Below are 24,650 nucleotides of genomic sequence, written 5' to 3' on the forward strand. Positions count from 1 at the left end.
GTCAGGATTCTCCGGAAGGTTGGGCCTGGAGCGCCTCGCGGGCGCGCGCAATCAGGCCATTGGTCGAAGCGTCATGGGCATCGACATCGGGTGCGGTCATCAGTTCGTTCTGGATGGCGCGTGCAAGAACCTTGCCCAGTTCCACGCCCCACTGGTCGAAGCTGTTGATGCCCCAGATGACGCCCTGCACGAAGACCTTGTGTTCATACAGCGCAATCAGCGCGCCGAGGCTGGCCGGCGTCAGCGACTGCAGCAGCAGCGTGTTGCTGGGCCGGTTGCCGGGAAAGGTGCGGTGCGGCGCCAGCGCGGCGATGCGGTCGGCCGCCAGCCCCTGCGCCTGCAGCTCGGCGGCGACCTCGTCCTGGGTCCGGCCGCGCATCAGCGCCTCGCTCTGCGCGAAGCAGTTGGCCAGCAGCGCTTCCTGGTGGCCGGCCAGCGCATGCGATGGCCGCAGCGCGGCGATGAAGTCGACCGGCACCGGGTCGGTGCCCTGGTGCAGCATCTGGAAGTACGCGTGCTGGCCGTTGGTGCCGGTGTCGCCCCAGATGACCGGGCTGGTGGCGACGGACAGCGGCGCGCCGTCGCGGTCGACGCGCTTGCCGTTGCTTTCCATGTCCAGCTGCTCTAGGTAGCCGGGGAAGCTGGCCAGGTCCTGGTGATAGGGCGCGACCGAGATCGAGGTGCTGCCCAGGAAGTTGCGGTTCCAGATGCCGACCAGCGCCAGGATGGCGGGCAGGTTGCGCTCCAGCGGCGCGCTGCAGAAGTGCTGGTCCATGCCGTGGGCGCCGGCCAGGAATTCGCGGAAGCCATCGTGGCCGACGGCGATCGCCACCGGCAGGCCGATCGCCGACCAGACCGAGTAGCGGCCGCCGACCCAGTCCCAGAAGCCGAACATGTTGGCCGGGTCGATGCCGAAATCGGTCACCGCCTGGGTATTGGTCGACACCGCGACGAAATGGCGGGCCAGGTCGGCTTCCTCGCCTGTTTTCAGGAACCAGGCGCGCGCGGACTGCGCATTCATCATGGTTTCCTGCGTGGTGAAGGTCTTGGAAGCGACGATGAACAGCGTGGTCTCCGGCTTCACCCGTGCCAGCAGCGCGTCGAGGTCGTGGCCGTCCACGTTCGAGACGAAATGCATCGCGATGCGCGGGTGGGCGATGCCGCGCAGCGCCTCGCAGACCATTTTCGGGCCGAGGTAGGAGCCGCCGATGCCGATGTTGACGACATCGGTGATCGCCTGGCCGGTGTAGCCGGTCCAGTCGCCGGAACGCACGCGTTCGGCGCAATGTCCAAGCCGATCCAGCACCGCATGAACCTCGGCGTTGATGTCTTGTCCATCCAGCATCAGCTTCTCGCCTCGCGGGACGCGCAGCGCGGTATGCAGGACCGCGCGCTGCTCGGTGTTGTTGATCCGGTCGCCGGCGAACATGGCGGCGCGCTGCGCCTCGACGCCGCGTTCGCGGGCAAGCGCGCACAGCAGGTCCATCGTTTCGCGGGTGACGGCATTTTTCGAATAGTCGAGGAAGATGCCCGCCGCTTCTTCCGAAAATGCATGGAAGCGCTGCGTATCGACATCGAACAGGTCGCGCATGCGCCAGTCGCGGGCATGCGCGTAATGGTTTTGCAGGGCCGTCCAGGCGGCGGTGGAACGCAGGTCGGTAGCAGACATGATCGTGGCTATGAATGAAATTGTGCCAAGTATATAGGATGCAAAGGTAATTTCACTACAAGTTATCGGATTGGTCAGCACCGCCAGCGCGACGCACTGTGTTTACGCTAGGGCAGACCTGCTGGATCTGGCGGCAAGAGAGCAGATCCTTTGCGCGGAATCAACGGCTAACGGGCTTTGCGGACGGAAATCGCAACGGCCACATTGTAGTATAATTTCATGACTATTTTTAGCAAGGAATGACCATGCCGCTACACCCCGTCATCGCGTCCGTCACGGCGCGCATCATCGAGCGCAGCCAGCCTTACCGCAGCGCCTACCTGGCCCGTCTCGAACTGGCACGGCGCCAGGGCGTGCAGCGCGGCGCGCTCGGCTGCACCAATCTCGCCCACGGTTTCGCCGCTTTCCCGGCCAATGACAAGCTGGTGCTGAAGGAGCAGAGGAAGCCGTCGGTGGCCATCGTATCGTCGTACAACGACATGCTGTCCGCACACCAGCCGTTCGAGCATTTCCCGGCGAAGATCAAGGCCGCGGTGCGCGAGGCGGGCGGCGTCGCCCAGTTCGCCGGCGGCACGCCCGCGATGTGCGACGGCGTGACCCAGGGCCAGCCGGGCATGGAGCTGTCGCTGTTTTCCCGCGACACCATCGCGATGGCGACCGCGGTAGCGCTGTCGCACAATATGTTCGACGCTGCCGTCTACCTCGGCATCTGCGACAAGATCGTGCCGGGCCTGCTGATTGGCGCGCTACATTATTCGCACCTCCCGGCGGTCTTCATCCCGGGCGGGCCGATGACCACCGGCATGGCCAACTCCGAGAAGGCCCGGATCCGCCAGCTCTACGCGCAGGGCAAGCTGAGCCGCGAGGAACTGCTGGAAGCGGAATCCCGTTCCTACCATTCGGCCGGCACCTGCACCTTCTACGGCACCGCCAACAGCAACCAGATGCTGATGGAAGTCATGGGCCTGCACCTGCCGGGCGCCGCCTTCATCACCCCGGGCACGCCGCTGCGGGACGCGCTGACCGCCGCCGCCGCCCAGCGCGCGGTGCAGATCGTCGACGAGGCCGGCGAATACCTGCCGGTCGGCCACGTGGTCGATGAAAAAGCCATCGTTAATGCGATCGTCGCGCTGCTGACCACCGGCGGCTCGACCAATCACACGATGCACCTGGTGGCGATCGCGCGGGCGGCCGGCATCGTCATCGACTGGAACGACTTCAACGACCTGTCGAGCGCGGTGCCGCTGCTGGCCCGCATCTACCCGAACGGCGAGGCGGACGTCAACCATTTCCATGCGGCCGGCGGCACCGGCTACGTGATCCGCGAACTGCTGGACGCCGGGCTGCTGCATGAAGACGTGAAGACCATCCTCGGCCAGGGCCTGCGCAAGCATGCGGCCGAACCGCTGCTGATCGACGACAAGCTGGTCTGGCGCGACGCGCCGGCGGCCAGCGGCGACGAGAATGTCATCCGGCCGGCGTCCAACCCGTTTTCCGCCGACGGCGGCCTGCGCCTGATGTCGGGCAACCTGGGTCGCTCGGTGATCAAGGTCTCGGCGGTCAAGCCGCAGTACCGGGTGATCCGCGCGCCTGCCATCGTGTTCGACTCGCAGGACGATTTCCTGCATGCATTCAGCGACGGCAAGCTCGACCGCGACTTCGTCGCCGTGGTGCGCTTCCAGGGACCGCGCGCCAACGGCATGCCGGAGCTGCATTCGCTGACCCCGGCGCTGGGCGTGCTGCAGGATGCCGGCCGCCATGTCGCGCTGGTGACCGACGGCCGCATGTCCGGCGCGTCGGGCAAGGTGCCGGCCGCCATCCACGTGTCGCCGGAAGTGCTGGCCGGCGGGCCGCTGGGCCGGGTCCGCACCGGCGACATGATCCTGCTGGACGCGGAGCAGGGCATCCTGCAGGCGCTGGTGCCGGACGAGGACTGGGATGCCCGCGCGGTCCCGGTGCCGCATCTCGCATCGAATGAAGTCGGCCACGGGCGCGAACTGTTTGCAATGTTCCGCGCCGCTGTCACTACCGCCGAGGAAGGCGCCGCGACCTTCGGCCTGCCGCCGCTGATCAAGCGGGTGGACCCGGAAATCAACCAGCCTGGCGGCAATACCGACGCCAAGGAATTCAGCGACGAAGACACGCTGATCAAGCACAAGCCGGCAGCCATCGAAAAGGAAACCCGATAATGCAGAACCTCTCCGTACTCGACATCATGCGCACCTCGGCCGTGATCCCGGTGATCGCGATCGACGACCTCGCGCATGCGGTGCCGCTGGCGCGCGCGCTGGTGGCCGGCGGCATCCGCGTGCTCGAAGTCACGCTGCGCACCGCGCACGGCCTGCCGGCGATCCGCGCCATCGCCGAGCAGGTGCCGGACGCCATCGTCGGCGTCGGTACGCTGACGCAGCCGCAGGAGTTCGCCGCCGCGCGCGACGCCGGCGCGGTGTTCGGCGTCTCGCCCGGCCTCACGCCGGCGCTGATCGCCGCGGCGAAAAGCAGCGGCCTGCCGCTGCTGCCCGGCGTGATGACGCCGTCCGAGGTCATGGCCGCGCGCGAGGCCGGCTTCCGGCAGTTGAAGCTGTTTCCCGCCGTCCCGGCCGGCGGCATCGGCATGCTCAATGCGCTGGCCGGCCCGCTGGGCGACATGATGTTCTGCCCGACCGGCGGCGTGTCCCAGGAAAACGCGGCGCAATTCCTGGCCTGCCGCAATGTCGCCTGCGTCGGCGGCTCGTGGCTCACGCCCAAGGATGCGCTGGCCGCCGGCGACTGGGGCCGCATCACCGCGCTGGCGCGCGCGGCGTCGGCACTGCGCCAGCCGGCCTGAACATGGCGTGAAGCCGGCATGCCTGCATGCCTGCATGGGCGCCGGGCGGCGCGGATGACGCTGCCGCCGTTCGCGGGATGCGCTGCCGCCTGCCATATATGACGGGCGGCAGCTCGCAAGACAGCCGGCAGCCGCGCCTTCGCAGCCATCTCCCTCCCGAAAGCCTCTCCTTATCCCTCGTCTTTCCAACGCGCCCGAGCCGGAACGCATCCGGTTTTTTCGCCACGGAGCCTGTCCCGCCGTGGCCAATCCCCGGATTTTGCCGTCCTCCCGGTAAGCGCAATTCCGGCACGAGCGGCCAATCTCCCCGATAATGCGCTTTCGTCAACAACAAACTTTGTAATGGATAACCTTTTGCTGGTCGTTCTCGCCTTCTTCCTCGTGGCGCTGAACGGATTCTTCGTGGCCGCCGAATTCGGCCTGGTCAAGCTGCGCCAAACCCGCATCCGCGCGATTGCCAAGACCCAGGGCCTGCGCGGCCGCATGCTGGCCAAGGTCCATGGGCAGCTCGATGCCTACCTGTCGGCATGCCAGCTGGGCATCACGCTGGCGTCGCTGGGCCTGGGCTGGGTCGGCGAACCGGCGTTTGCGCGCCTGCTGGAGCCGGCGTTCGCAATGGCCGGCGTCACGTCGCCCGAGATTATCCATGGCGTCTCGTTTTTCTTCGCCTTCTTCCTGATTTCCTTCCTGCATATCGTCATTGGCGAACTGGCGCCGAAATCGATGGCGATCCGCTACCCGGAGCGCGTCGGCCTGTGGACGGCGACGCCGCTGTACGGTTTCTACTGGCTGATGTATCCGATCATCTGGGTGCTCAACGGCAGCGCCAACGGCGTGCTGCGGCTGGCCGGGCTGAATGCGCCGGGCGGCCATGACGCGCATTATTCGGCCGACGAGCTCAAGCTTATCCTGCGCAGCAGCCGCAGCAGCAGCAAGTTCAGCACCGACGAATGGAATGTGCTGGCGCAGACGCTGGATTTCGGCGAACTCGAAGTGTCCGACCTGATGCGCCCGATCCATGAAATCGCCGCCCTCGAGCGCGGCCGCACGCTGGAGGAAAACCTGGCCACCGTGTACCGGACGCGCTACAGCCGCTACCCGTATTTTGCCGAGGACGGCATCGAGGTGCTGGGCGTGATCCACCTGAAGGACCTGTTCCTGGCCGAGCAGAGCGGCAAGAAGATCACCGACCTGGCGGCTTTCCTGAGGCCGGTTTCCCATGTATCGCCGCGCATGCCCGCAGTCGAGCTGATGCGGCGCTTTCGCACCGGCGCGCCGCATTTCGCCGTGGTCGGCAAGAAGGGCCACAAGCCGATGGGCTTCCTGACGCTGGACAACCTGCTCGGCGCGCTGGTCGGCGAGATACGGGACGAATTCCGGCAGAGCGACAACGATTGGACCCGGCTCGACGACGGCACGCTGATGGGCAAGGGCAGCCTGCCGATCTTCACGCTCGAACGGGCGCTGGGCATCGACGTCGAGAACGAGGAAATGGACCTGGAGGACGCCGAATCGGTCGGCGGCCTGGTGATGGAAAAGCTGGGCGAGATCCCGCACGAGGGCCAGAAGATCCCGTTCGCCCAGTTCGACGTGGTGGTCAAGAAAATGAACGGGCCGCGCATCGTGCTGATACGGGTCTACCCGCGGCGGGTCGCGGTCGAGGAAACCGGCGTCTAGGCGCCGACTCCGCGTAAAATGCGGCTTTTCATTTTTCAGCCCGCATCATCATGACCCAGGACGAACAAAAGCAGGCGGTAGCCCGCGCCGCGCTGCAATACGTGGTGGACGACGCGATCATCGGCGTCGGCACCGGTTCCACCGCCAATTTCTTCATCGACGAGCTGGCCGGCATCCGGGACCGGATACAGGGCGCGGTCGCCTCGTCTGACGCCACGGCGGCGCGGCTGCGTTCGCATGGCATCAAGGTGGTCGACCTCAACGACGTGACCTCGCTGCCGGTATACATCGACGGCGCCGACGAGATCACACCGCAGGGCGCGATGATCAAGGGCGGCGGCGCCGCGCTGACGCGGGAAAAGATCGTCACGTCGGCCGCCGACAAATTCGTCTGCATCGCCGACGGCTCCAAGCTGGTCCAGACGCTGGGCCGCTTTCCGCTGCCGGTCGAAGTAATCCCGATGGCGCATGCGATCGTCAGCCGCAAGCTCGCGGCCCTGGGCGGCGAGCCGACGCTGCGCCTGAAGGACGGGCAGCCGCTGGTCACCGACAACGGCTGCTACATCCTCGACGTGGCTGGCCTGCAGATCGGCAACCCGGCGCAGTTCGAAGCCACGGTCAACAACATCGTCGGCGTGGTGACGGTGGGCCTGTTCGCCCAGCGCTGCGCCGACGTGGCGCTGCTGGGCAGCCCGGACGGCGTGAAGACGCTGGTGTTCTAGCAACCGGCGCTGCGGCGGCCGGCCTCGAATGCCGTCGGCCGCCGCGCAGCATGCCCGGACCTCAGGAAATCAGCGGCTTGATGCCTTGCAGCATTTCCGGCGACAGTTGCCCGGCATCCCGGGCCAGGTTCACCTGCCTGGCCGCGCCGGCGGCTTCGAGCAGCGCCGGTTGCAATGCATGGCCGCGCTCCGCAAACCACGCCAGCAGGTCCGCCAGCCGCCAGATCGACGCGCTGCCTTCATGGACCGGCGGCGGAAAGCTGTCCGGGTGATTCAGCATCAGCTTGCGCAGGTTTTGCCGGCTCATGGCCAGCAGGTCAGCCACGTCCGTCAGGCCGACATAATCGGGTCCCGCCTCGGTCAGCCTGGCGCCCGGAAGCGCGCGCCTGACGTCGGCCAGCGCGCTGCGCAGCGCCGCGTCCGCGGTTTCCGCTTCGCGGGTGAACGCCAGCGCAATGCGCTGCGCGACGCCGGTGCCGACCAGCGCGTCGTCGCAGCCGGCGGCGCCCAGGCGCTCGACGATGGCGGCGGGGTCGCGGTCGTCGGCGGCAAGCTGGTACTTCAGCGTGAAGTCGTATTCCATTGCCTTACTCCTTTTCCATGATGCAATTGATCAGCGCGCATCTGTCCACGACGCGGATGACGGCTCGCGCATGGCTGAACGGGTTTTTCGGGGTGCTCCAGATACTGGTGATGCAAAACTCGCCGCAACGGCAATCGGCGCTGTTGTGCGGACAATAGATACGGCCCCATGCGTGGCTGCCGCCCGGTTCGACACGCCATCCATGCCGTTCGGCATGTCTCAAGGCCTGTTCGATTTCCTTTTTCGGGTGGCTGGGTCTGGTCATCGGGTGCTCCATCCTAGGTATACGGTTTATGGTTGTCAAGTGACAACCGATAGAAATACGAAGATAAATGCACGCGATGATCCATCACGGTCGGTCACCGCCTAAACGCTTGAATACAAAAGAAAAACGCCGTTCAGCGTGAGCCGAACGGCGTTCGTAACCGGAAGCAGCATTACATCGCTGCGGGCGTCGTTTTACTCAGTCGGCGGGACGTAGCCCATGGCTGCGTCGGCGCCTTCGCCGAAGAAATGCTTTTCCATCTGTGTCGCCAGGTATTTGCGGGCGCGGGTGTCGGCAAGGTTCAGCCGGTTTTCATTGACCAGCATGGTCTGGTGCTTGAGCCAGGCGGCCCAGGCTTCCTTGGACACGCTTTCCCAGAGTCGCTTGCCGAGTTCGCCCGGGTAGGGCGGGAAGTCCAGGCCTTCGGCTTCCTTGTTGAGTTTGATGCAGTGGACCATGCGGGCCATAGTGTTTCTCCAGGTTGAATGTGGTTCGGTTCGAGTGACGGAATCAGAGGGTTTTTACCAGCACCATCGATTTTCGCTGCCAGTTATACATGTGCTGCCTGTCCTTGGGCAGCGCGTCGACGGTGGCGGGCACGAAGCCGCGCTTGATGAACCAGTGCGCGGTGCGGGTGGTCAGCACGAAAAGTTTCTTGACGCCGGCCGCGCGCGCCCGGTTTTCCATGTGTTTCAGCAAGCGTTCGCCGTCGCCCTGCGCCTGCACCTCCGGGTTTACCGTCAGACAAGCCATTTCGGCCATCTGTTCCTCGGGGAACGGGTAGAGCGCGGCGCAGCCGAAGATCACGCCGTCATGCTCGATGACGGAAAAATAATCGATCTCGCGTTCGATCAGTTCGCGCCCGCGCTTGACCAGCGTGCCGTCGGCTTCCAGCGGTTCGATCAGCTTCAGAATGCCGCCGACGTCGTCGATCGACGCATCCCGCAGGCTTTCCAGGTTCTGCGACGAGATCATGGTGCCGACGCCATCGTGCGTGAACAGTTCCAGCAGCGCCGAGCCGTCGGTCGAGAACGGCACCACGTGGGCGCGCGGCACGCCGCCGGTGCAGGCCTGCATCGCATGCCGCAGGTAGAAGGCCGAGTCCGGCGGCAGGCAGCCGCTGTCGATGATGGCGCGCGCCTGGTGGCCCGACAGTTCGTGGATTTCCGCGCCGGTCATGTCGGTCATCATCGGCGTCTCGGTGATGAAGATGATCTTGTCGGCCCGCAGCGCGATCGAGGCGGCGACGGCGACGTCTTCCATGGTCAGGTTGAACACCTCGCCGGTCGGGGAAAAGCCGAGCGGCGACAGCAGCACCAGGCCGCCGGCATTGAGAATCGGCTGTATGGTCTCATATGCGATCTTCCGGGTCACGCCGGTCAGCTCCAGGTCGACGCCATCGATGATGCCGATCGGCCGGGCTGTCACGAAGTTGCCCGAGATGATGCGGATTTCGGCATGCGCCATCGGCGTGTTGGGAAGGCCCTGGCTGAACGCGGCCTCGATGTCCAGCCGGAGTTCGCCGGCGGCTTCCTTCGCGCATTCGAGCGCGGCGGTGTCGGTGATGCGCACGCCATTGTGGAATCGGGCCTCGACATTGCGCAATGCCAGCTGTTCCTCGACCTGGGGCCGCGAACCATGCACGACCACGATCCGTATGCCCAGCGCATGCAGCAGCGACAGGTCCTGCGCCAGCACCGGCAGGGCGCCGGCCTTGACCAGTTCACCCGGAAAGGCGACCACGAATGTTTTACCGCGAAAGGCATGAATGTATGGCGCGACAGAACGCAGCCACTGTACGAATTGAACGGGATTTTCCATGAGCGGCATTATAATTCGGCCCGCCATGTCTGCACCTGAACCTTCCCAAGAATCCATGCACAGCAACCAACAGGACCAGGCGCCGCAGACGCCGGCCGGGCGCAAGGCGCCGCCACCGCCGTTCCGCCACCCGCTGCCGGCCATCGTCTTTCCCGAAGAGCTGCCGGTGTCGGGCCGGCGCGACGAGATCGCCGCCGCGCTGCAGGCGCACCAGGTCATCATCGTCAGCGGCGAGACCGGTTCCGGCAAGACTACCCAGCTGCCCAAGATCTGCCTGGCGCTCGGCCGCGGCGAACGCGGGCTGATCGGCCACACGCAGCCGCGCCGCATCGCCGCCAGCTCGACCGCGCGCCGGATCGCGCAGGAGCTGGGCACGCCGCTGGGCGAGCATGTCGGCTTCAAGGTGCGCTTCAACGACAACCTGACCAAGGGCGCCTGGGTCAAGCTGATGACCGACGGCATATTGCTGGCCGAGACCCAGACCGACCCGCTGCTGAAGCAGTACGACACCATCATCATCGACGAGGCGCATGAACGCAGCCTCAACATCGACTTCCTGCTCGGCTACCTGAAGCAGTTGCTGCCGCGCCGGCCCGACCTGAAGATCATCATCACGTCGGCCACCATCGACGCCGACCGCTTTGCGCGCCACTTCGGCCGCGGCGACCGGCCGGCGCCGGTGATCGAGGTGTCGGGCCGGATGTATCCGGTCGAGGTCCGCTACCGGCCGGTGGAGCCGGGCGAGGGCGCGCCCAAGCCCGGCGCGGCGCCGACCGCCGCCCAGAAAGGGCGCGACAAGCGCGACCTGATGGACGCGGTGGCAGACGCGGTCGACGAGCTTTGCAGCGTCGGCCAGGGCGACGTGCTGGTGTTCCTGCCGGGCGAGCGCGAGATCCGCGACGCGGCCGAGACGCTCCGGAAGCACCATCCGCCGCATGTGGAGATATTGCCGCTGTTTGCGCGGCTGTCGGCGCAGGAGCAGGAGCGGGTGTTCAAGGCGTCGAACGCGCGCCGCATCGTGCTGGCGACCAACGTCGCCGAGACCTCGCTGACGGTGCCGGGCATACGCTACGTGGTCGACGCCGGCACCGCCAGGGTCAAGCGCTACAGCTACCGCAACAAGGTCGAGCAGCTGCAGATCGAGCCGATCGCGCAGTCCGCCGCGAACCAGCGCGCGGGCCGCTGCGGCCGGGTCGCGGCCGGCGTCTGCATCCGGCTGTACGAGGAACAGGACTTCCAGCAGCGGCCGAAATTCACCGAGCCGGAAATTTTGCGCTCGTCGCTGGCCGCCGTCATCCTGCGGATGAAGTCGCTGAAGCTGGCCGATGTCGAGAGCTTCCCCTTCATCGAGCCGCCGCTGGGCCGCGCAATTGCCGACGGCTACCAGCTGCTGCAGGAACTGGGGGCGGTGGACGACGCCAATGCGCTGACGCCGCTGGGCCGCCAGCTCGCCAAGCTGCCGCTGGATCCGCGCGTGGGCCGGATGATCCTGGCCGCGCAGGCCAGCGGCTGCCTGAGCGAGATGCTGATCATCGCGTCGGCGCTGTCGGTGCAGGACCCGCGGGACCGGCCGCTGGAGGCGCAGGCCGCCGCCGACCAGGCGCACAAGAAATTCGCCGATGAAAAATCGGAGTTCCTCAGCTATTTGAAAATCTGGAACTGGTTCGACGATGCGATCGAGCACAAGAAAACCAATCGCCAGCTGCAGGAAAACTGCCGCGCCAACTTCCTGTCGCAGATGCGGCTGCGCGAATGGCGCGACGTCCATACCCAGCTGCTGACCGTGGTGCGCGAGCAGGGCTGGCGGCTCAATGACGCGCCGGCGACCTACGAGCAGCTGCATTCGGCGCTGCTGACCGGCCTGCTGGGCAATATCGGCTTCAAGGGCGAGGAAGACGCGCAGTACCTCGGTGCGCGCGGCATCCGGTTCAACATCTGGCCCGGCTCCAGCCTGCAGAAGAAGGCCGGGCGCTGGGTGGTCGCGGCCGAGCTGGTCGACACGACGCGGCTGTATGCCCGCACCATTGCGCAGATCCAGCCGGAATGGCTGGAGCGGGTCGGCGCGCACCTGCTGAAGAAGTCCTATGGCGAACCGCGCTGGGAAAAGCGCGGCGCCCAGGTGGTGGCGTCCGAGCGGGCGACGCTGCATGGGCTGGTGGTCTACAGCCAGCGCCGCATCAGCTATGGCGCGATCAACCCGGTGGAGGCGCGCGAGATCTTCATACGCGACGCGCTGGTTGGTGGCGATTTCGACACCAGGGCGCCGTTCCTTGCGCACAACCAGAAGCTGGTGCGCGAGATCGAGAACCTGGAACACAAGTCGCGCCGGCTCGACGTGCTGGTCGACGACGAGCTGATCGCGGCCTTCTACGACGAGCAGGTGCCGGAAGACATCCACAACGGCGCGGCCTTCGAGAAGTGGTACCGCGGCGCGAGCGCGGACAATCCGAAGCTGCTGTTCCTGAACCGGGAAGACCTGATGCGGCACGAGGCCGCCGGCATCACCACCGACCTGTTCCCGAAGACCACGCGCATTGCCGGCGTGGAGATGGGCCTGACCTATCACTTCGAGCCGGGCACGCCGCGCGACGGCGTCACGCTGGCGGTGCCGCTGTTTGCGCTGAACCAGGTGTCGGCCGAGCGCGCCGAATGGCTGGTGCCCGGCATGCTGAAGGAAAAGGCGCATTTGCTGCTGAAATCGCTGCCGCAGAAGCTGCGCCGCCATTGCGTGCCGCTGCCGGACTATGCGGCGGGTTTCGTCGCCCGTGTCCATGAACGCAAGACCTATGGCCGCGGCAGTTTGCTCGACGCGCTGATCGCCGACGTGCGGGAGCAGGCCGGCATCGTGCCGCGCCTTGCCGACTTCAAGCCCGAGACGCTGCCGGCGCATCACTTCATGAACTTCAAGGTGATCGACGAGCATGGCCGCCAGCTCGACATGGGCCGCAACCTGGCCGCGCTGCAAGCCGAGCTGGGCGGCCAGGCGCGCGAGCAGTTCCAGAAGCTGGCCGAACAGACCGCGATCACCGAGGAAGCCGCGCCCGCAGCCGGCACGGGCGCCGGCCGGCCCGCGGCGCAGCGGCAGCAGCCGGCGCAGGGAAGGCAGGACAAGCAGGATAAGGAGGACAGGGCCGCCACGCCGGGCGCATACCAGAACCTGACGACCTGGTCCTTTGGCGAACTGCCGGAACTGCTGGAAATCCAGCAGGGCAAGCAGAAGCTGATCGGCTTCCCGGCGCTGGTGGACCGCGGCAGCCACTGCGACCTCGAAGTGTTCGACGACCCGGCGGAAGCGGCGCGCATGCACCGCAGCGGCATGCGCCGGCTGTTCGCGCTCCAGCTGAAGGAACAGATCAAGTTCCTGGAAAAGAATATCCCGGGCCTGCAGCAGATGGGCATGCAGTACATGGCGCTCGGCTCGCAGGAGGAGCTGCGGGACCAGATCATCGAGGCCGGACTCGACCGCGCCTGCCTGCAGGAGCCGCTGCCGCGCAATGCCGAGGAATTCAGCGCGCGGCGCGACCAGGGCAAGGCCAGGCTGGGGCTGTTGGTCAACGAACTCGCGCGGCTGGCCGGACAGGTGCTGGCCGAATTCCATGCCTTGCCCAAGAAGCTGCAGGGCGCCCGCGCGCATGCGCAGGCGGTGGCCGACATCCAGTCGCAGGTGCAGGCGCTGGTGGGCAAGCGCTTCATCGTCGACACCGACTATGCGCAGCTGAGCCATTACCCGCGCTACCTGAAGGCCATCGGCGTGCGGCTCGACAAGCTGCGCACCGACCCGGCGCGCGACGCCAAGCTGATGGGCGAATGGCAGCAGGCGGCGGCGCCGTGGCAGCGCGCGCAGAAGGGACAGGCGGCGCGCGACCCGAAGATGCAGGAATACCGGTGGCTGCTGGAAGAGCTGCGGGTGTCGCTGTTCGCGCAGGAACTGAAGACGCCGATGCCGATCTCGGTCAAGCGCCTGCAGAAGGTCTGGGAAGCGCTGCAGCGCTAGGGCGTTCTGCGGTGGCGCTGGGGCGCGCTGCGCCGCATCGCCTGCATGACGGCCTCAGCCGGCCGCAGGCTTGCCGGTGCTTCCCCGATGGATGATCTCGATCGGAAACGACTGGAAGTCCTGGTGCTCCCTGCCTTCCAGGCGCGCGATCAGCTGGTCGGCCGCGGCGACGCCGATCTCGATGATGGGCGTCCTGATGCTGGTCAGTCCCGGCGTCTGGGTTGCGCCGAGGTCGGTGTTGTCGACCCCGGTGATCGAGATGTCCTGCGGAATCCGCACCCCGGCCTGTCGGCAGGCCATCATCGCGCCGACCGCGAACACGTCGTTGGTCGCCACCAGCGCGGTCGGCGGCGAAGGCAGGGCCAGCAGCCTTTCCATCCCCGCCTGCGCCGCCGCAAGCGAGATCGGCGCATAGGCCACGCGCGATTCGTCGAGCTGCAGGCCGGCCTCGGCCAGCGCCGCGCGCATGCCGGCGCCGCGGGCGCGGGCGCGGTCGTTGCCGTCCACCGGCGCGCTGAGCAGGCCGAAGCGGGTATGGCCGAGCGCCAGCAGGTGCCGGGTCATTTCATAGGTCGCCGCATGGTTGTCGAAGCCGACGCTCGGGTGGCGGCGGTAGGGATCGACGCCCCAGGTCAGCACATAGGGCCGGCCATAATCGTCCAGCAGGCCGAACAGGTTGGGATCGTGGTCGAGGCCGACGAAGACCAGCGCGTCCACGCCATGCTCCATCAGCTGGCCGGCCACCCGCAGTTCCGCGCCCAGGTCGTAATGATGCTCGGCCAGCACCAGCGAATAGCCGCGCTCGTCCAGCCGCTGCTGCAGCGCGCTGGTGGTGCGCGCGTACAGCGCATAGTCGAACGAGGGAATCACCGCGCCTATCATCTTGCTGCGGTGGCTGCGCAGCGAGCGGGCCGCGCCATGCGGCACATAGCGCAGCCGGGCCGCCGCCTCGGTCACCCGGCGCCGGGTGTCGGGGTCGACCTGCTCGGGACTGTTCATCACCCGCGACACGGTCGCGGTGGAAACGCCGGCCAGGCGGGCAACGTCCTTGGCGCCGACGCGCATGCGGCTGTCTCCCGGCCTGGCGCGGTCGGTGCTAGTGGTTTTCAGGCTCATGCGTTTTCCGGGTTGCCATGCTGCGACGCTGCAATCGTTTTCAAAATTGTTCTAATGAAATGCGTAAATATTCTAAATGCTCTCGTTGTGCGAGCCTGTTTTCGATGTTACATTAAATCCATGTAATCGATTACATGGATTTAATCGACGACACGGTTTCAAGGTCAACGCAGCACCGACATCCAGAAAACAGCGCGCCGACGCATGGGCAGCGGACGACAGGACGCAGCCAGCCGCCGCACAAACAGGAGACGACATCATGCATAAAAAGACAGTCCTCGGCGGCGTGCCGCAGCCCGGCAAACGCAAGCTGGTCGGCGCCGCCGCCGCGCTCGGCGCGCTGGCATTGACGCCGCCGCTGATGCGCGGCGCGCTGGCGCAGGGCGATGACCTGGCCCCGTACAAGAGCGCCAAGATCAACTGGCGGCAGGTGGAAGGCGAATCGATCGCCGTGGCCGTCATTCCCGCCAGTTATTTCGACAACCTGGGCACGTTGCTGCCGCAGTTCGAGGCGCTGACCGGCATCAAGGTGCGCATGGAGAAAGTGCCGCCCGGGCAGATCCGCCAGAAGGCGACGCTGGACCTGTCGTCCAGGACCGCCACCTATGCGACCCATGCGGCCGACCCGATGTATTACCCGCTCTATGTCGCCAACAAGTGGGTCGAGCCGCTGGACCGCTACCTGAACGACGCCAGCCTGACCGACCCGGCCTGGTTCAAGTACGAGGACATCCTGAAGGCCTGGCGCGACGCCGACTCGGTCGACGGCAAGCCTTACGGCATTCCCTACGACGGCGAAGTCACCGTGCAGGTCTACCGCAAGGACCTGTACGCCGCAAAGGGCCTGAAGCCGGCCGAGACCTATGAAGAGCTGGTGTCCAACGCGCGCGCGCTGACCGACGCGCCGAACCGCGTCTACGGGCTGGCGCTGCGCGGCTTTGCCGGGGCCGGCCAGAACATGTATATCTACCCGTCGCTGCTGCGCGGCTTCGGCGGCAGCTGGTTCGACGGCAAGAACGTCGTGGTCAATTCGCCGAAGGCAGTCGAGGCGCTGCAGTGGTATGTCGACACGCTGGCCGCGTACGCGTCGCCGGCGGTGCGCAACTGGAACTGGCCCGACATCGCCGACGCGTTCTCGCAGGGGAACCTGGCCTGCTATATCGACGCGCACTCGTCGGCGGCCGTCATCAACAACCCGGAAAAGTCCAAGGTGGTCGGCAAGGTCGCCTATGCGCGCTGGCCCAAGGGACCGGCCGGCAAGCGGGTGACGTCGATCTGGAACTGGGGCTTCCCTATCAACGCGGCGCTGAGCGACCGCGCCAAGAAGGCCACCTGGCTCTTCATCACCTGGGCATCGTCGTTCGAGACCCAGGCCCGCACCTCGTGGAAGTTCGCCGGCCCGGCCAAGCGCTCCGGCCTGAACCGCACGTCGCTGTGGCGCGCGCCCGAGTTCGCCGCCGCGATGCAGGGCATGGGCGACAACTTCATCCCGGCCGCGCTGGAGTCGCTGGAGCAGGACACCGACGTCGAATGGCGTCCGCGCGTGCCGCAGTGGCCGGCCATCGGCGACACCATGGCCACCGCGATACAGACTGCGCTGGTCGGGCAGAAGAAGCCGAAGGAAGCGCTGGACGAGGCGCAGGCCAGGATCCAGCAGATCCTGAAGGGCTGAGTCCGCGCATGGCTATCTCGATCACGGCGCCGGCGGCAGGCCGGGCCGGGCCGGTGACGCTCGCGCGCCAGGAGCAGCGCTTCGCGATTGCGCTGCTGGCGCCGGCGCTGCTGCTGCTGCTCGTCACCACCACCATTCCGCTGGTCTACCTCGCGTGGAACAGCATGCAGCGCATCGACCTCGGCATGCCCTGGCTGTCGGGCTTCGCCGGGCTGGACAATTACACCAAGATGGGCGCCGACCCGCGCTTCTGGAATTCGCTGTGGCTCACGCTGGTGTACACCGCCAGCACGGTCGCGCTGCAGGTCGTCATCGGCCTGTCGCTGGCGCTGCTGGTGCTGCAGATACCGAAGGGGCAGGGCGCGCTGCGCATCGCGGCGATTCTCCCCATCGTGCTCGCGCCGGTGGTGGTCGGCCTGTTCTGGCGCACGCTGGTGCTGGCGCCGGACTTCGGCCTGGTCGACCTGGTCACGCGCTCGGTCGGCCTGCCGAGCTACAACTGGCTGGGCGACCCGCAGCTGGCGCTGATCTCGGTCATCGCCATCCACACCTGGCAGTGGACGCCGTTCGCCTTCCTGGTGATGCTGGCCACGCTGTCGACGCTGCCGCCCGATGTCTACGAGGCGGCCCGGCTGGACCGCGCGCGGCCATGGCAGCGCTTCGTCTACATCACGCTGCCGCTGATACGGCCGGCCATCGTGATGGTGGTGATCATGCGCATGATGACGGCGCTGTCGGCATTCGCCGCGATCTTCGCGGCCACCGGCGGCGGGCCGGGCACGTCCACCGAGATCCTGAACCTGTATGCGTACCGCACCTCGTTTTCGGAACTCAACGTGGGCTACGGCGCGTCGCTGGCCATGGTGCTGATGGGGATCACGCTGGCGATCTCCTGGCTGATGTTCCGGCTGAGGAAGGCACGATGAAGCCGCATCCGCTGCGCAATGCGCTCCTGTGGCTGATGGCGGGCCTGCTGCTCGCGGTATGGGCATTCCCGGTGCTGTGGGCGCTGCTGACCTCCTTCAAGTCCGAGCGCGACGTGCTGGCCTACCCGCCGGTGTGGCGCTTCACGCCGACGCTCGACAACTACCGCGAGGTGCTCTTCGGCACCTCGTCCATCCTGCCCAACCTGTGGTCCAGCCTGGTCGTCTCGCTCAGCACCACGCTGCTGACCATGCTGTTCGCGATACCCGCGGCCTATGCGCTGGCGCGGCTGAACTACCCGGCCAAGCGGGCGTCCGGCTTCTACGTGCTGGCAACGCAGATGCTGCCGCCGATGGGGCTGATCATTCCCTACTACCTGGTGCTGCAGAAGATAGGCGGGCTGGACAGCTACAGCGGCCTCACCGCCATCTACCTGTCGTTCTCGCTGCCGTTCGCGATCTGGCTGATGGTGTCCTACTTCGAGGACATCCCGTTCGAGATGGAGGAAGCGGCGCTGCTGGACCGGGCAGGGCGCATGCGCACGCTGTGGTACGTGATCCTGCCGCAGGTGCGCGGCGGCATCGCGGTGACGACCATCTTCGTGTTCCTGAACGCATGGAACGAGTTCCTGTTCGCCGTGGTCCTGGGCGGCAACAAGGTGCGGCCGGTGACGGTCGCGATGTTCAATTTCATTTCTGTCGAACAGACCCAGTGGGCGCGGCTGGCTGCCGGGGCCATGCTGGCGATGGCGCCGGTCATCCTGATCGGGCTGTTCGCGCAACGACATATCGTGAAGGGGTTGACCGTGGGCGCAGTCAAGGGCGGGGGACGTCGATGAGCCAGTCAGGCAGCGTACGTATCGAGGGCGTGGTCAAGAAGCATGGCAGCTTCACCGCCCTGCATGGGCTGGACCTGGACATCCGGCCCGGCGAGTTCTTCGCGCTGCTCGGGCCGTCGGGTTCGGGCAAGACCACCACGCTGCGCATCCTGGCGGGCCTGGAGTCGGTGAGCGCCGGCCGCGTGATGCTGGACGATGCCGACGTCACCCATGCCGACCCGGGCGAGCGCGACGTGGCGATGGTGTTCCAGAGCTACGCGCTGTACCCGCACATGACGGTGGCCGAGAACATTGCCTTTCCGCTCAAGATGACAGGCGTGGCCGCCGCGCAGCGCGACGAGGCGGTGAAGGACGCCGCCGGCAAGGTGGGCATCGGCCACCTGCTGGCGCGCCGGCCCGGCCAGCTGTCGGGCGGCCAGCAGCAGCGCTGTGCGCTGGCGCGGGCCATCGTGCGCAAGCCGCGGCTGTTCCTGCTCGACGAACCGCTGTCCAACCTCGACGCGAAGCTGCGCATCGAGACCCGGGCCGAGCTGCGGCGGCTGCAGCGCGAGCTGGGCGTGACCGTGGTCTATGTGACGCACGACCAGGAGGAGGCGATGACGGTGGCCGACCGCATGGCGGTCTTCATGGAAGGCCGCGTGGTGCAGGTCGGCACGCCCAAGGGCATCTACCTGCGCCCGGCCAGCGCCGCGGTGGCGAGCTTCATCGGCACGCCGCCGATGAACCTGCTGCCGGCGGCGCTGGCGGACGGCCAGGTCGAACTGGCGGGCGCGCGCCTGCCGGTGGAAGGCGCGGCCGGGCGGCATGGCAATGTAACGCTGGGCGTGCGGCCGGGCGACCTGCGCATCGCGGCCGACGGCATGCCGGCGCAGATCGAGTTCATCGAGGACCTGGGCGACAGCGCCATCGTGCTGCTGCGCCTCGCCGGCCAGCAAATCAAGATGAAGACCGAGCAGGCCCAGTCGCTGGCGGAAGGGCAGCAGGTGTTCCTGCGCTTCGACCCGGCCGCCGCGCACCTGTTCGACCAGGACAGCGGCATGCGGCTGTAGCGCCGCGATAAAAACCCAGACAAGGAGACCCGGTAAATGAACAAGAAACCAAACATCGTGCTGATCCTGAATGACGACATGGGCTATTCCGACATCGGCTGCTACGGCGGCGAAGTGGAGACGCCCAACCTCGACAGGCTGGCCGCCAACGGCCTGCGCTTCTCGCAGTTCTACAACACCGCCCGCTGCAGCCCGTCGCGCGCGTCGCTGCTGACCGGGCTGCATCCGCACCAGACCGGCATCGGCGTGCTGACCTACAGCTTCGGCCCGGAAGGCTATGCCGGCAACCTCAACGACCAGTGCGTGACGATACCGGAGGCGCTGAAGACCAACGGCTACCGCAATTACATGAGCGGCAAGTGGCACGTGGCAGGCAACCTGACCGAGCCGACCGCAAGCTGGCCGCTGCAGCGCGGCTTCGACGAATTTTTCGGCACCATCATCGGCGCGGGCAGCTTCTACGACCCCAACACGCTGACCCGCGGCAACGAGAACATCGAGCATGAAGCGCAGCACGACAAAAGCTTCTTCTACACCGACGCGATCAGCGACCAGGCCGCCGACTACATCCGGCAGCATGCGCAGCAGCACCCGGACCAGCCGTTCTTCGAGTACGTGGCCTATACCGCGCCGCACTGGCCGCTGCATGCGCATGACGAGGACATCGCCAGGTACAAGGGCCGCTTCGACGCCGGCTGGGACGCGCTGCGCGAGGCGCGGCTGCAGCGGCTGGTCGACGCCGGCATCCTCGACAAGGCCTGGGCGCTGACGGAGCGCGATCCGACGCAGCCGGCATGGACGCAGGCCGAGCACAAGGAATGGCTGCTGCGCTGCATGGAGGTGTATGCGGCGCAGATCGACCGCATGGACCAGGGCATCGGCCGCATCCTGGATGCGCTGGAAGAGACCGGGCAGCTCGACAACACGCTGGTCATCTTCATGTCCGACAACGGCGCCTGCGCCGAGGACATACCGGTCGGCGTGCCGGTGGAGGAACTGGTCAACAACCTGATGATCGCCAGGTCGCATACCCGTGACGGCGCCGAGGTCCGCTTCGGCAACAAGCCCGACATCATGCCCGGCCCGGAAGACACCTACCAGAGCTACGGCACCGCCTGGGCCAACCTGTCGAACACGCCGTTCCGGCTGTACAAGCACTGGATACACGAAGGCGGCATCTCGACGCCGCTGATCTTCCACTGGCCGCAGGGCATCGGCGAGAAGGGCGGCGTGCGCCACACGCCGGGCTACCTGCCGGACATCATGGCGACCATCCTGGACATCTCGGCGACCGCCTATCCGCAGCAGCGCGACGGCAAGGCGGTGCCGCCGCTTGAAGGCCAGGCGCTGACGGCGGTGTTCAACGGCGACATCGCCGAGCGCGCGCCGATGTTCTGGGAGCACGAGGGCAATGCCGCGGTCCGCATCGGCGACTGGAAGCTGGTGCGCAAGTACCCGGACCCGTGGGAACTGTACGACATGGCGTCCGACCGCACCGAGACCCGCGACCTGGCGGCGCAATACCCGGAGCGGGTGGCCGACATGCGCGCCCGCTACGACGATTGGGCCGCGCGCTGCGGCGTCATCCCGCGCGAGAAGATCCTGGAACTGATGCGGGCGCAGCCGGCGGCATTCTGGGAGGAAGAGGAAGCATGAGCGCGGCGGCACGGCCCGGCGGCGTCAAGCCGTGCTGCGTGCCGTCGGCCAACGCAGCCCTGCCGCAGCCGCGGCCTGCCGCCGGCCCGCGCAGCCCCGACGCGCTGCGCGGCGCGCTGCTGGCCTTGCCCGGCGGGCGCTTCAGGATGGGCGCGGACGGCATCGAGGGCTACGCGGCCGACGGCGAAGGGCCGAGCATGGCGCTGGATGTCGCGCCGTTTCGCATTGCCGCAACGACCGTCACCAACCGGCAGTTCGCCGAGTTCGTCCGCGCCACCCGGCATGTCACCGATGCCGAACGGCTGGGCACGTCCTTCGTGTTCTACCTGCAGGTGCCGGAAGCGCTGAGGCCGTCCGGGCGGCAGGCGCCGTCGGGCCTGCCGTGGTGGCTGGAGATCGAGCATGCAAGCTGGCAGCGTCCCGAGGGGCCGGGCTCGCATATCTATGCAAGGGCCGACCACCCGGTCGTTCACGTGTCGTGGCATGACGCGCAGGCTTACTGCGCCTGGAGCGGCACGCGCCTGCCGACAGAAGCCGAATGGGAGTACGCGGCGCGCGGCGGCCTGGTGGACAAGCGCTATGCATGGGGCGACGAGCTGGCGCCGGGCGGGGAAGCGCAGTGCAATATCTGGCAGGGTGAATTTCCGAACGCGCCGGCCGCCGGATGGCTGCCGGGAACCGTGCCGGTACAGGCATTCGGGGCCAACGGCTATGGCCTGCACAATGTCGCCGGCAATGTCTGGGAATGGTGCGCGGACTGGTTCAGTCCCGACTACTTCCGCGATCCGGCTGCGCGCGACGCGGCGCATGCGGCCCCGACTGGCCGGCGCTCGATGCGCGGCGGCTCCTTCCTGTGCCACGAATCCTATTGCAACCGTTACCGGGTGGCGGCGAGGGGGTCGAACACGCCGGCGAGCGCGTCGTCGAACTGCGGCTTCCGGGTGGCGGGCGATGCGGTAGAGCGTTGAGAAGCGCCGGGCTGGGCGGCCCGCGCCGTGCCCGGTGGGACCATGCGGTGCTGCGGTGTCTTATTGCGACGGAATGCCGTCCTAGTAGTCCCGCAGCTGCTGCGCGACGAATTCGATCAGCATGTCGGCGTCGAGGGGCTTGACCAGGTGGTAGTCGAATCCGGCCTCGCGCGCCTTTTTCTTGTCGCTGGCCAGGCCGTAGCCGGTGGCGGCGGCAAGGACCAGCTTGCGCTCGCCGGCAAGCCGGCGCAGTTCCGGCGCGAGCTGGTAGCCGTCCATGCCGGGCAGGCCGATATCGGACAGGATCAGGTGCGGCCGGAAACTGGCGGCGATGACCAGCGCGGATTCGGCGTCCTCGGCGGTGCGGACGTCATAGTCGAGCAGCGTCAGCAAGGAACCCATCGAGTCGATGGCGTCGCAGTTGTCGTCGATGAGGAGAATGCGGAAATCGCTGTTTCCAGAAAAGACCGTGGTTGGCGGCGTCGATGAATCTGGCATGCTGAACACCTTCGGTCCATGTATGTCATTTGAACCGGAAACGGCTGTGGATGTTGCTGGGTGTTGCACGATCTATCCTTGCTCGGTGCGCCAACAACATCGTCAGGCAGATATGCTGCGCTCGTGGCGCAAAGCACAGAAAAGTGAAAAGGCGGCGGCAGTGCTTCCTGCCGCCGGGTGATTCAGGCCTGCACGGTGGTCAGTGCATGAAAAAGTAGATCAGCACCAGCACAATAGCCGGTACGCCCAACAGCCATGCCAGAAAATATTTACCCATTGCGTTCTCCTCGTCGTTGTGACGCTCGTTGGTGTTGACCCCATTGCCGGTCAGGGGCAGGCCTGGCCTGCCGCGTTGCCGGATTTTCGTCAGGCTAGCACCGCGTGTTTCTTGGGCGAATCGGACATAGACTGAATCGCATGTAGGAAAACAGGTAAGTATTGCCGCGTTTATCCTTGCGCAACGCGCAGGCCGCGTGCACGAATGCAACATACAGACTTTATTCCATGCTGCTTCCACGATATGCCCGACCTGTTTTCGCAAGCGTCGAAAGTGACGACGACCGCGCCGTCCGACATCCTCGTAGGCTGCGCCGGCTGGAGCCTGTCCAGCGCGGTCGCGCCGCAATTTCCGGGCGAGGGCAGCCATCTCGAACGATATGCCCGTGTGCTGCCGGCGGTGGAGATCAACTCCTCGTTCTACCGGCCGCACCGCCCGGCCACCTATGCGCGCTGGCGCGACAGCGTGCCGCCGGCCTTCCGCTTCTCGGTGAAACTGCCGAAGGAAATCACCCACGTCAGGCGGCTGCATGGCATCGAGCAGGAAGTCGAGGATTTCCTCGATGGCGCGTCCAACCTGGGAGACCGTTTCGGCTGCCTGCTGGTGCAGTTGCCGCCCAGCCTGGCGCTGGATGCAACTGCCGCCAGTGCACTCTTTTCCCGCTTGCGCGAACGGCTGGACGTGGCGATCGCCTGCGAGGCGCGTCACCAGACCTGGTTCGGCAAGGAGGCCGCGGAATTGCTGGCGCGGCACAAGGTTGCACGGGTAGAGGCCGATCCGCAGGTCGCGGTCGAACCGGCGCCGGCGCTGTACGAGGACGTGGTCTACGTCAGGCTGCACGGCTCGCCGGTGATCTACCATTCCGACTATCCGCGCGATTACCTGGAAGAAAATGCCGCCCGGCTGATTGAACATCATCGGCTGGGGCGGCAGGTCTGGTGCATCTTCGATAACACCGCCAGCGGCGCGGCGGTGCCGAACGCGCTGGCGACGAAGGCGCTGGTCAGCGCCTAGCGCGGCGGCGGCGCCGGCGCCGGACCGGGTGGCGGCGGCGGCGGGCTGGGGTAGGACGGGTTCGCATACGACGGACTGACATACGACGGGTTCGAGTAGGCCGGCGACGCATAGCCCGACGAAAAGCGGTTGTCGCTGGCATAGCCGCCTGCCGACGGCACCCGGTTGCCTTGCGCATACATGCATTGCATGTAGGCATAGTCGTAGCGGCGCTGCACGCCGTAACCGGACGCCTGGCCCGCCCCGGCGCCGGCGAGGCCGCCGAATGCCAGCCCGGTGCCGGCGCCGACCGCGGCGCCGCGGCCGCCGTTGACTGCCGCGCCCGCGGCGGCGCCCAGCAGGGTGCCCAGCGCGGCGCTGCGCACGCCGCTGTCTTCCATCGCGGTGGTAGGCGTGGCGCCGCCGAGCTGCGACTGCGCATACTGGCGGCACTGGAAGTCATCATTGCGGAACTGCTCGAAGGTCTTGCCGTTGCCCGGCAGCGCCATCACGTTCGGGCCGCTGGGCATCGTGGTGCAGCCGGCGAGCGCGAGCAGGCCGATGCAGGAAACGATCTTGTAAATGAGGGACATGGTGATCTGCCTGACTGACTAGATGACTAACGGTTCTGGGGCTGGGCCGGCACCTGCTGCCACGGCGTCGGACACTGCTGCACCTGCGGGTAATAACCCTGCGGGTCGCGGCAGTAGTACCAGTAGCCGTTCGGCGGCGGAGGCGGCGCTGCGGTGACATTGTCCTGCTGGATGTAGTAGGTCGGCGCCACGGCCAGCGGTTCGCGGTAATAGACCGGCGGGCCGTAATAGTAGGCCGGCGGATAGTAATAGGGGACGGCCAGCGGCACGCCGAAGTAAAAGCCCAGCCTGGCGTGGCCGCCGCGATGTCCGTGCGCGGATGCGGGCGTCGCGGCGCATGCCAGCGCCGCAGCCAGCGCGCCGGAGAGCAGCAGACTCGGAATCTTCACGATTTTCTCCAAAGGTGCAATAGCAAAATTGTAATTCGCCGGCGTTGCCGGAATCCGTTTGTTACGTCCGGATACAAACCTGACTGGCAGCACACAATCGATTTAAGTATGCACTAAAA

Annotated in this window: 22 protein-coding genes; 13 read left to right on the plus strand and 9 right to left on the minus strand. The window is 66.6% G+C overall.

All coding sequences use genetic code 11. The features are described 5' to 3' along the window. Position 1: 1 nt before the first annotated feature. Positions 2 to 1,669, minus strand: coding sequence for a glucose-6-phosphate isomerase (gene pgi / locus QOL82_RS02580; RefSeq protein WP_283440654.1), 1,668 nt, complete (start codon positions 1,667 to 1,669; stop codon positions 2 to 4). A gap of 245 nt (positions 1,670 to 1,914) precedes the next feature. Between pgi and edd the strand changes: the two genes are divergently transcribed. From edd to rpiA, 4 genes are all read left to right on the plus strand, one after another. Next, positions 1,915 to 3,858, plus strand: coding sequence for a phosphogluconate dehydratase (gene edd, locus QOL82_RS02585; RefSeq protein ID WP_283440655.1), 1,944 nt, complete (start codon positions 1,915 to 1,917; stop codon positions 3,856 to 3,858). Beyond that, positions 3,858 to 4,496 (plus strand): bifunctional 4-hydroxy-2-oxoglutarate aldolase/2-dehydro-3-deoxy-phosphogluconate aldolase, encoded by a 639-nt coding sequence (gene eda / locus QOL82_RS02590; protein ID WP_283440656.1) that lies wholly within the window; start codon positions 3,858 to 3,860, stop codon positions 4,494 to 4,496. The genes edd and eda overlap by 1 nt, the downstream gene beginning before the upstream one ends. 342 nt (positions 4,497 to 4,838) lie before the next feature. Further along, entirely contained in the window at positions 4,839 to 6,173 is a 1,335-nt protein-coding gene (locus QOL82_RS02595) for a hemolysin family protein (RefSeq protein ID WP_283440657.1), read from the plus strand. A 50-nt stretch (positions 6,174 to 6,223) separates the two neighbouring features. Then, a complete protein-coding gene (gene rpiA, locus QOL82_RS02600; RefSeq protein WP_283440658.1) occupies positions 6,224 to 6,895 on the plus strand; it encodes a ribose-5-phosphate isomerase RpiA in 672 nt (223 codons plus the stop codon). 61 nt (positions 6,896 to 6,956) lie between these two features. Here the strand turns inward: rpiA and QOL82_RS02605 are convergent, their stop codons facing one another. From QOL82_RS02605 to argA, 4 genes are all read right to left on the minus strand, one after another. After that, on the minus strand, positions 6,957 to 7,478 hold the full coding sequence (locus QOL82_RS02605; RefSeq protein ID WP_283440659.1) for a helix-turn-helix transcriptional regulator: 522 nt from the start codon (positions 7,476 to 7,478) through the stop codon (positions 6,957 to 6,959). A gap of 4 nt (positions 7,479 to 7,482) precedes the next feature. Further along, a complete protein-coding gene (locus QOL82_RS02610) occupies positions 7,483 to 7,743 on the minus strand; it encodes a hypothetical protein (protein ID WP_283440660.1) in 261 nt (86 codons plus the stop codon). Between the two features lie 194 nt (positions 7,744 to 7,937). Continuing rightward, entirely contained in the window at positions 7,938 to 8,210 is a 273-nt protein-coding gene (locus tag QOL82_RS02615; RefSeq protein ID WP_283440661.1) for an oxidative damage protection protein, read from the minus strand. A 43-nt stretch (positions 8,211 to 8,253) separates the two neighbouring features. Next, a complete protein-coding gene (argA, locus tag QOL82_RS02620) occupies positions 8,254 to 9,564 on the minus strand; it encodes an amino-acid N-acetyltransferase (RefSeq protein WP_283440662.1) in 1,311 nt (436 codons plus the stop codon). A gap of 55 nt (positions 9,565 to 9,619) precedes the next feature. On the opposite strand from argA, the gene hrpA reads away from it, so the two are divergent. Next, on the plus strand, positions 9,620 to 13,558 hold the full coding sequence (gene hrpA, locus QOL82_RS02625; RefSeq protein WP_283440663.1) for an ATP-dependent RNA helicase HrpA: 3,939 nt from the start codon (positions 9,620 to 9,622) through the stop codon (positions 13,556 to 13,558). A 54-nt stretch (positions 13,559 to 13,612) separates the two neighbouring features. Here hrpA and QOL82_RS02630 read toward each other — a convergent pair whose 3' ends face one another. Further along, positions 13,613 to 14,674 carry a LacI family DNA-binding transcriptional regulator gene (locus tag QOL82_RS02630; RefSeq protein ID WP_283440664.1) on the minus strand — a complete coding sequence of 354 codons (1,062 nt, stop codon included), beginning with the start codon at positions 14,672 to 14,674 and terminating at the stop codon, positions 13,613 to 13,615. 259 nt (positions 14,675 to 14,933) lie between these two features. Here QOL82_RS02630 and QOL82_RS02635 point away from each other — a divergent pair, with 259 nt between their 5' ends. Genes QOL82_RS02635 through QOL82_RS02660 form a run of 6 tightly spaced genes read left to right on the plus strand, consistent with a single transcriptional unit; the run spans position 14,934 to position 21,781 of the window. Further along, on the plus strand, positions 14,934 to 16,346 hold the full coding sequence (locus QOL82_RS02635) for an ABC transporter substrate-binding protein (protein WP_283440665.1): 1,413 nt from the start codon (positions 14,934 to 14,936) through the stop codon (positions 16,344 to 16,346). An 8-nt stretch (positions 16,347 to 16,354) separates the two neighbouring features. After that, a complete protein-coding gene (locus QOL82_RS02640) occupies positions 16,355 to 17,272 on the plus strand; it encodes a carbohydrate ABC transporter permease (protein ID WP_283440666.1) in 918 nt (305 codons plus the stop codon). After that, positions 17,269 to 18,108 (plus strand): carbohydrate ABC transporter permease, encoded by an 840-nt coding sequence (locus QOL82_RS02645; RefSeq protein ID WP_283440667.1) that lies wholly within the window; start codon positions 17,269 to 17,271, stop codon positions 18,106 to 18,108. The genes QOL82_RS02640 and QOL82_RS02645 overlap by 4 nt, the downstream gene beginning before the upstream one ends. Further along, entirely contained in the window at positions 18,105 to 19,157 is a 1,053-nt protein-coding gene (locus QOL82_RS02650) for an ABC transporter ATP-binding protein (protein WP_283440668.1), read from the plus strand. Before QOL82_RS02645 ends, QOL82_RS02650 begins: the two co-directional genes overlap by 4 nt. A 36-nt stretch (positions 19,158 to 19,193) precedes the next feature. Next, on the plus strand, positions 19,194 to 20,813 hold the full coding sequence (locus QOL82_RS02655; RefSeq protein ID WP_283440669.1) for an arylsulfatase: 1,620 nt from the start codon (positions 19,194 to 19,196) through the stop codon (positions 20,811 to 20,813). Then, positions 20,810 to 21,781 (plus strand): formylglycine-generating enzyme family protein, encoded by a 972-nt coding sequence (locus tag QOL82_RS02660; protein ID WP_283440670.1) that lies wholly within the window; start codon positions 20,810 to 20,812, stop codon positions 21,779 to 21,781. The genes QOL82_RS02655 and QOL82_RS02660 overlap by 4 nt, the downstream gene beginning before the upstream one ends. 81 nt (positions 21,782 to 21,862) lie before the next feature. Here QOL82_RS02660 and QOL82_RS02665 read toward each other — a convergent pair whose 3' ends face one another. Further along, entirely contained in the window at positions 21,863 to 22,279 is a 417-nt protein-coding gene (locus tag QOL82_RS02665; RefSeq protein ID WP_283440671.1) for a response regulator, read from the minus strand. Between QOL82_RS02665 and QOL82_RS02670 the strand changes: the two genes are divergently transcribed. Together QOL82_RS02670 and QOL82_RS02675 are read left to right on the plus strand one after the other, a co-directional pair. After that, positions 22,278 to 22,460, plus strand: coding sequence for a hypothetical protein (locus QOL82_RS02670; RefSeq protein WP_283440672.1), 183 nt, complete (start codon positions 22,278 to 22,280; stop codon positions 22,458 to 22,460). The two genes, QOL82_RS02665 and QOL82_RS02670, sit on opposite strands and share 2 nt — an antisense overlap. A 300-nt stretch (positions 22,461 to 22,760) precedes the next feature. Continuing rightward, positions 22,761 to 23,570, plus strand: coding sequence for a DUF72 domain-containing protein (locus tag QOL82_RS02675; RefSeq protein WP_346772279.1), 810 nt, complete (start codon positions 22,761 to 22,763; stop codon positions 23,568 to 23,570). Here the strand turns inward: QOL82_RS02675 and QOL82_RS02680 are convergent. Both QOL82_RS02680 and QOL82_RS02685 read right to left on the minus strand, forming a co-directional pair. Continuing rightward, on the minus strand, positions 23,567 to 24,142 hold the full coding sequence (locus tag QOL82_RS02680; RefSeq protein WP_283440673.1) for a glycine zipper family protein: 576 nt from the start codon (positions 24,140 to 24,142) through the stop codon (positions 23,567 to 23,569). The two genes, QOL82_RS02675 and QOL82_RS02680, sit on opposite strands and share 4 nt — an antisense overlap. Before the next feature lie 26 nt (positions 24,143 to 24,168). After that, positions 24,169 to 24,531, minus strand: a complete 363-nt coding sequence (locus QOL82_RS02685) for a hypothetical protein (protein ID WP_283440674.1) — start codon at positions 24,529 to 24,531, stop codon at positions 24,169 to 24,171. Positions 24,532 to 24,650 lie beyond the last annotated feature (119 nt).

Origin of the sequence: Noviherbaspirillum suwonense, assembly GCF_900182955.1 — a bacterium.
Lineage (GTDB): Bacteria > Pseudomonadota > Gammaproteobacteria > Burkholderiales > Burkholderiaceae_D > Noviherbaspirillum_A > Noviherbaspirillum_A suwonense.

Excerpts from the sequence above, each read along its gene's own strand:
- argA (WP_283440662.1), bottom strand. The coding sequence starts at position 9,564 with ATGGAAAATCCCGTTCAATTCGTACAGTGGCTGCGTTCTGTCGCGCCA.
- pgi (WP_283440654.1), bottom strand. The coding sequence starts at position 1,669 with ATGTCTGCTACCGACCTGCGTTCCACCGCCGCCTGGACGGCCCTGCAA.
- QOL82_RS02610 (WP_283440660.1), bottom strand. The coding sequence starts at position 7,743 with ATGACCAGACCCAGCCACCCGAAAAAGGAAATCGAACAGGCCTTGAGA.
- QOL82_RS02605 (WP_283440659.1), bottom strand. The coding sequence starts at position 7,478 with ATGGAATACGACTTCACGCTGAAGTACCAGCTTGCCGCCGACGACCGC.
- QOL82_RS02665 (WP_283440671.1), bottom strand. The coding sequence starts at position 22,279 with ATGCCAGATTCATCGACGCCGCCAACCACGGTCTTTTCTGGAAACAGC.
- QOL82_RS02615 (WP_283440661.1), bottom strand. The coding sequence starts at position 8,210 with ATGGCCCGCATGGTCCACTGCATCAAACTCAACAAGGAAGCCGAAGGC.
- QOL82_RS02640 (WP_283440666.1), top strand. The coding sequence starts at position 16,355 with ATGGCTATCTCGATCACGGCGCCGGCGGCAGGCCGGGCCGGGCCGGTG.
- rpiA (WP_283440658.1), top strand. The coding sequence starts at position 6,224 with ATGACCCAGGACGAACAAAAGCAGGCGGTAGCCCGCGCCGCGCTGCAA.
- QOL82_RS02630 (WP_283440664.1), bottom strand. The coding sequence starts at position 14,674 with ATGAGCCTGAAAACCACTAGCACCGACCGCGCCAGGCCGGGAGACAGC.
- QOL82_RS02655 (WP_283440669.1), top strand. The coding sequence starts at position 19,194 with ATGAACAAGAAACCAAACATCGTGCTGATCCTGAATGACGACATGGGC.
- QOL82_RS02595 (WP_283440657.1), top strand. The coding sequence starts at position 4,839 with ATGGATAACCTTTTGCTGGTCGTTCTCGCCTTCTTCCTCGTGGCGCTG.
- QOL82_RS02645 (WP_283440667.1), top strand. The coding sequence starts at position 17,269 with ATGAAGCCGCATCCGCTGCGCAATGCGCTCCTGTGGCTGATGGCGGGC.
- eda (WP_283440656.1), top strand. The coding sequence starts at position 3,858 with ATGCAGAACCTCTCCGTACTCGACATCATGCGCACCTCGGCCGTGATC.
- edd (WP_283440655.1), top strand. The coding sequence starts at position 1,915 with ATGCCGCTACACCCCGTCATCGCGTCCGTCACGGCGCGCATCATCGAG.
- QOL82_RS02680 (WP_283440673.1), bottom strand. The coding sequence starts at position 24,142 with ATGTCCCTCATTTACAAGATCGTTTCCTGCATCGGCCTGCTCGCGCTC.
- QOL82_RS02650 (WP_283440668.1), top strand. The coding sequence starts at position 18,105 with ATGAGCCAGTCAGGCAGCGTACGTATCGAGGGCGTGGTCAAGAAGCAT.
- hrpA (WP_283440663.1), top strand. The coding sequence starts at position 9,620 with ATGCACAGCAACCAACAGGACCAGGCGCCGCAGACGCCGGCCGGGCGC.
- QOL82_RS02670 (WP_283440672.1), top strand. The coding sequence starts at position 22,278 with ATGCTGAACACCTTCGGTCCATGTATGTCATTTGAACCGGAAACGGCT.
- QOL82_RS02675 (WP_346772279.1), top strand. The coding sequence starts at position 22,761 with ATGCAACATACAGACTTTATTCCATGCTGCTTCCACGATATGCCCGAC.
- QOL82_RS02660 (WP_283440670.1), top strand. The coding sequence starts at position 20,810 with ATGAGCGCGGCGGCACGGCCCGGCGGCGTCAAGCCGTGCTGCGTGCCG.
- QOL82_RS02635 (WP_283440665.1), top strand. The coding sequence starts at position 14,934 with ATGCATAAAAAGACAGTCCTCGGCGGCGTGCCGCAGCCCGGCAAACGC.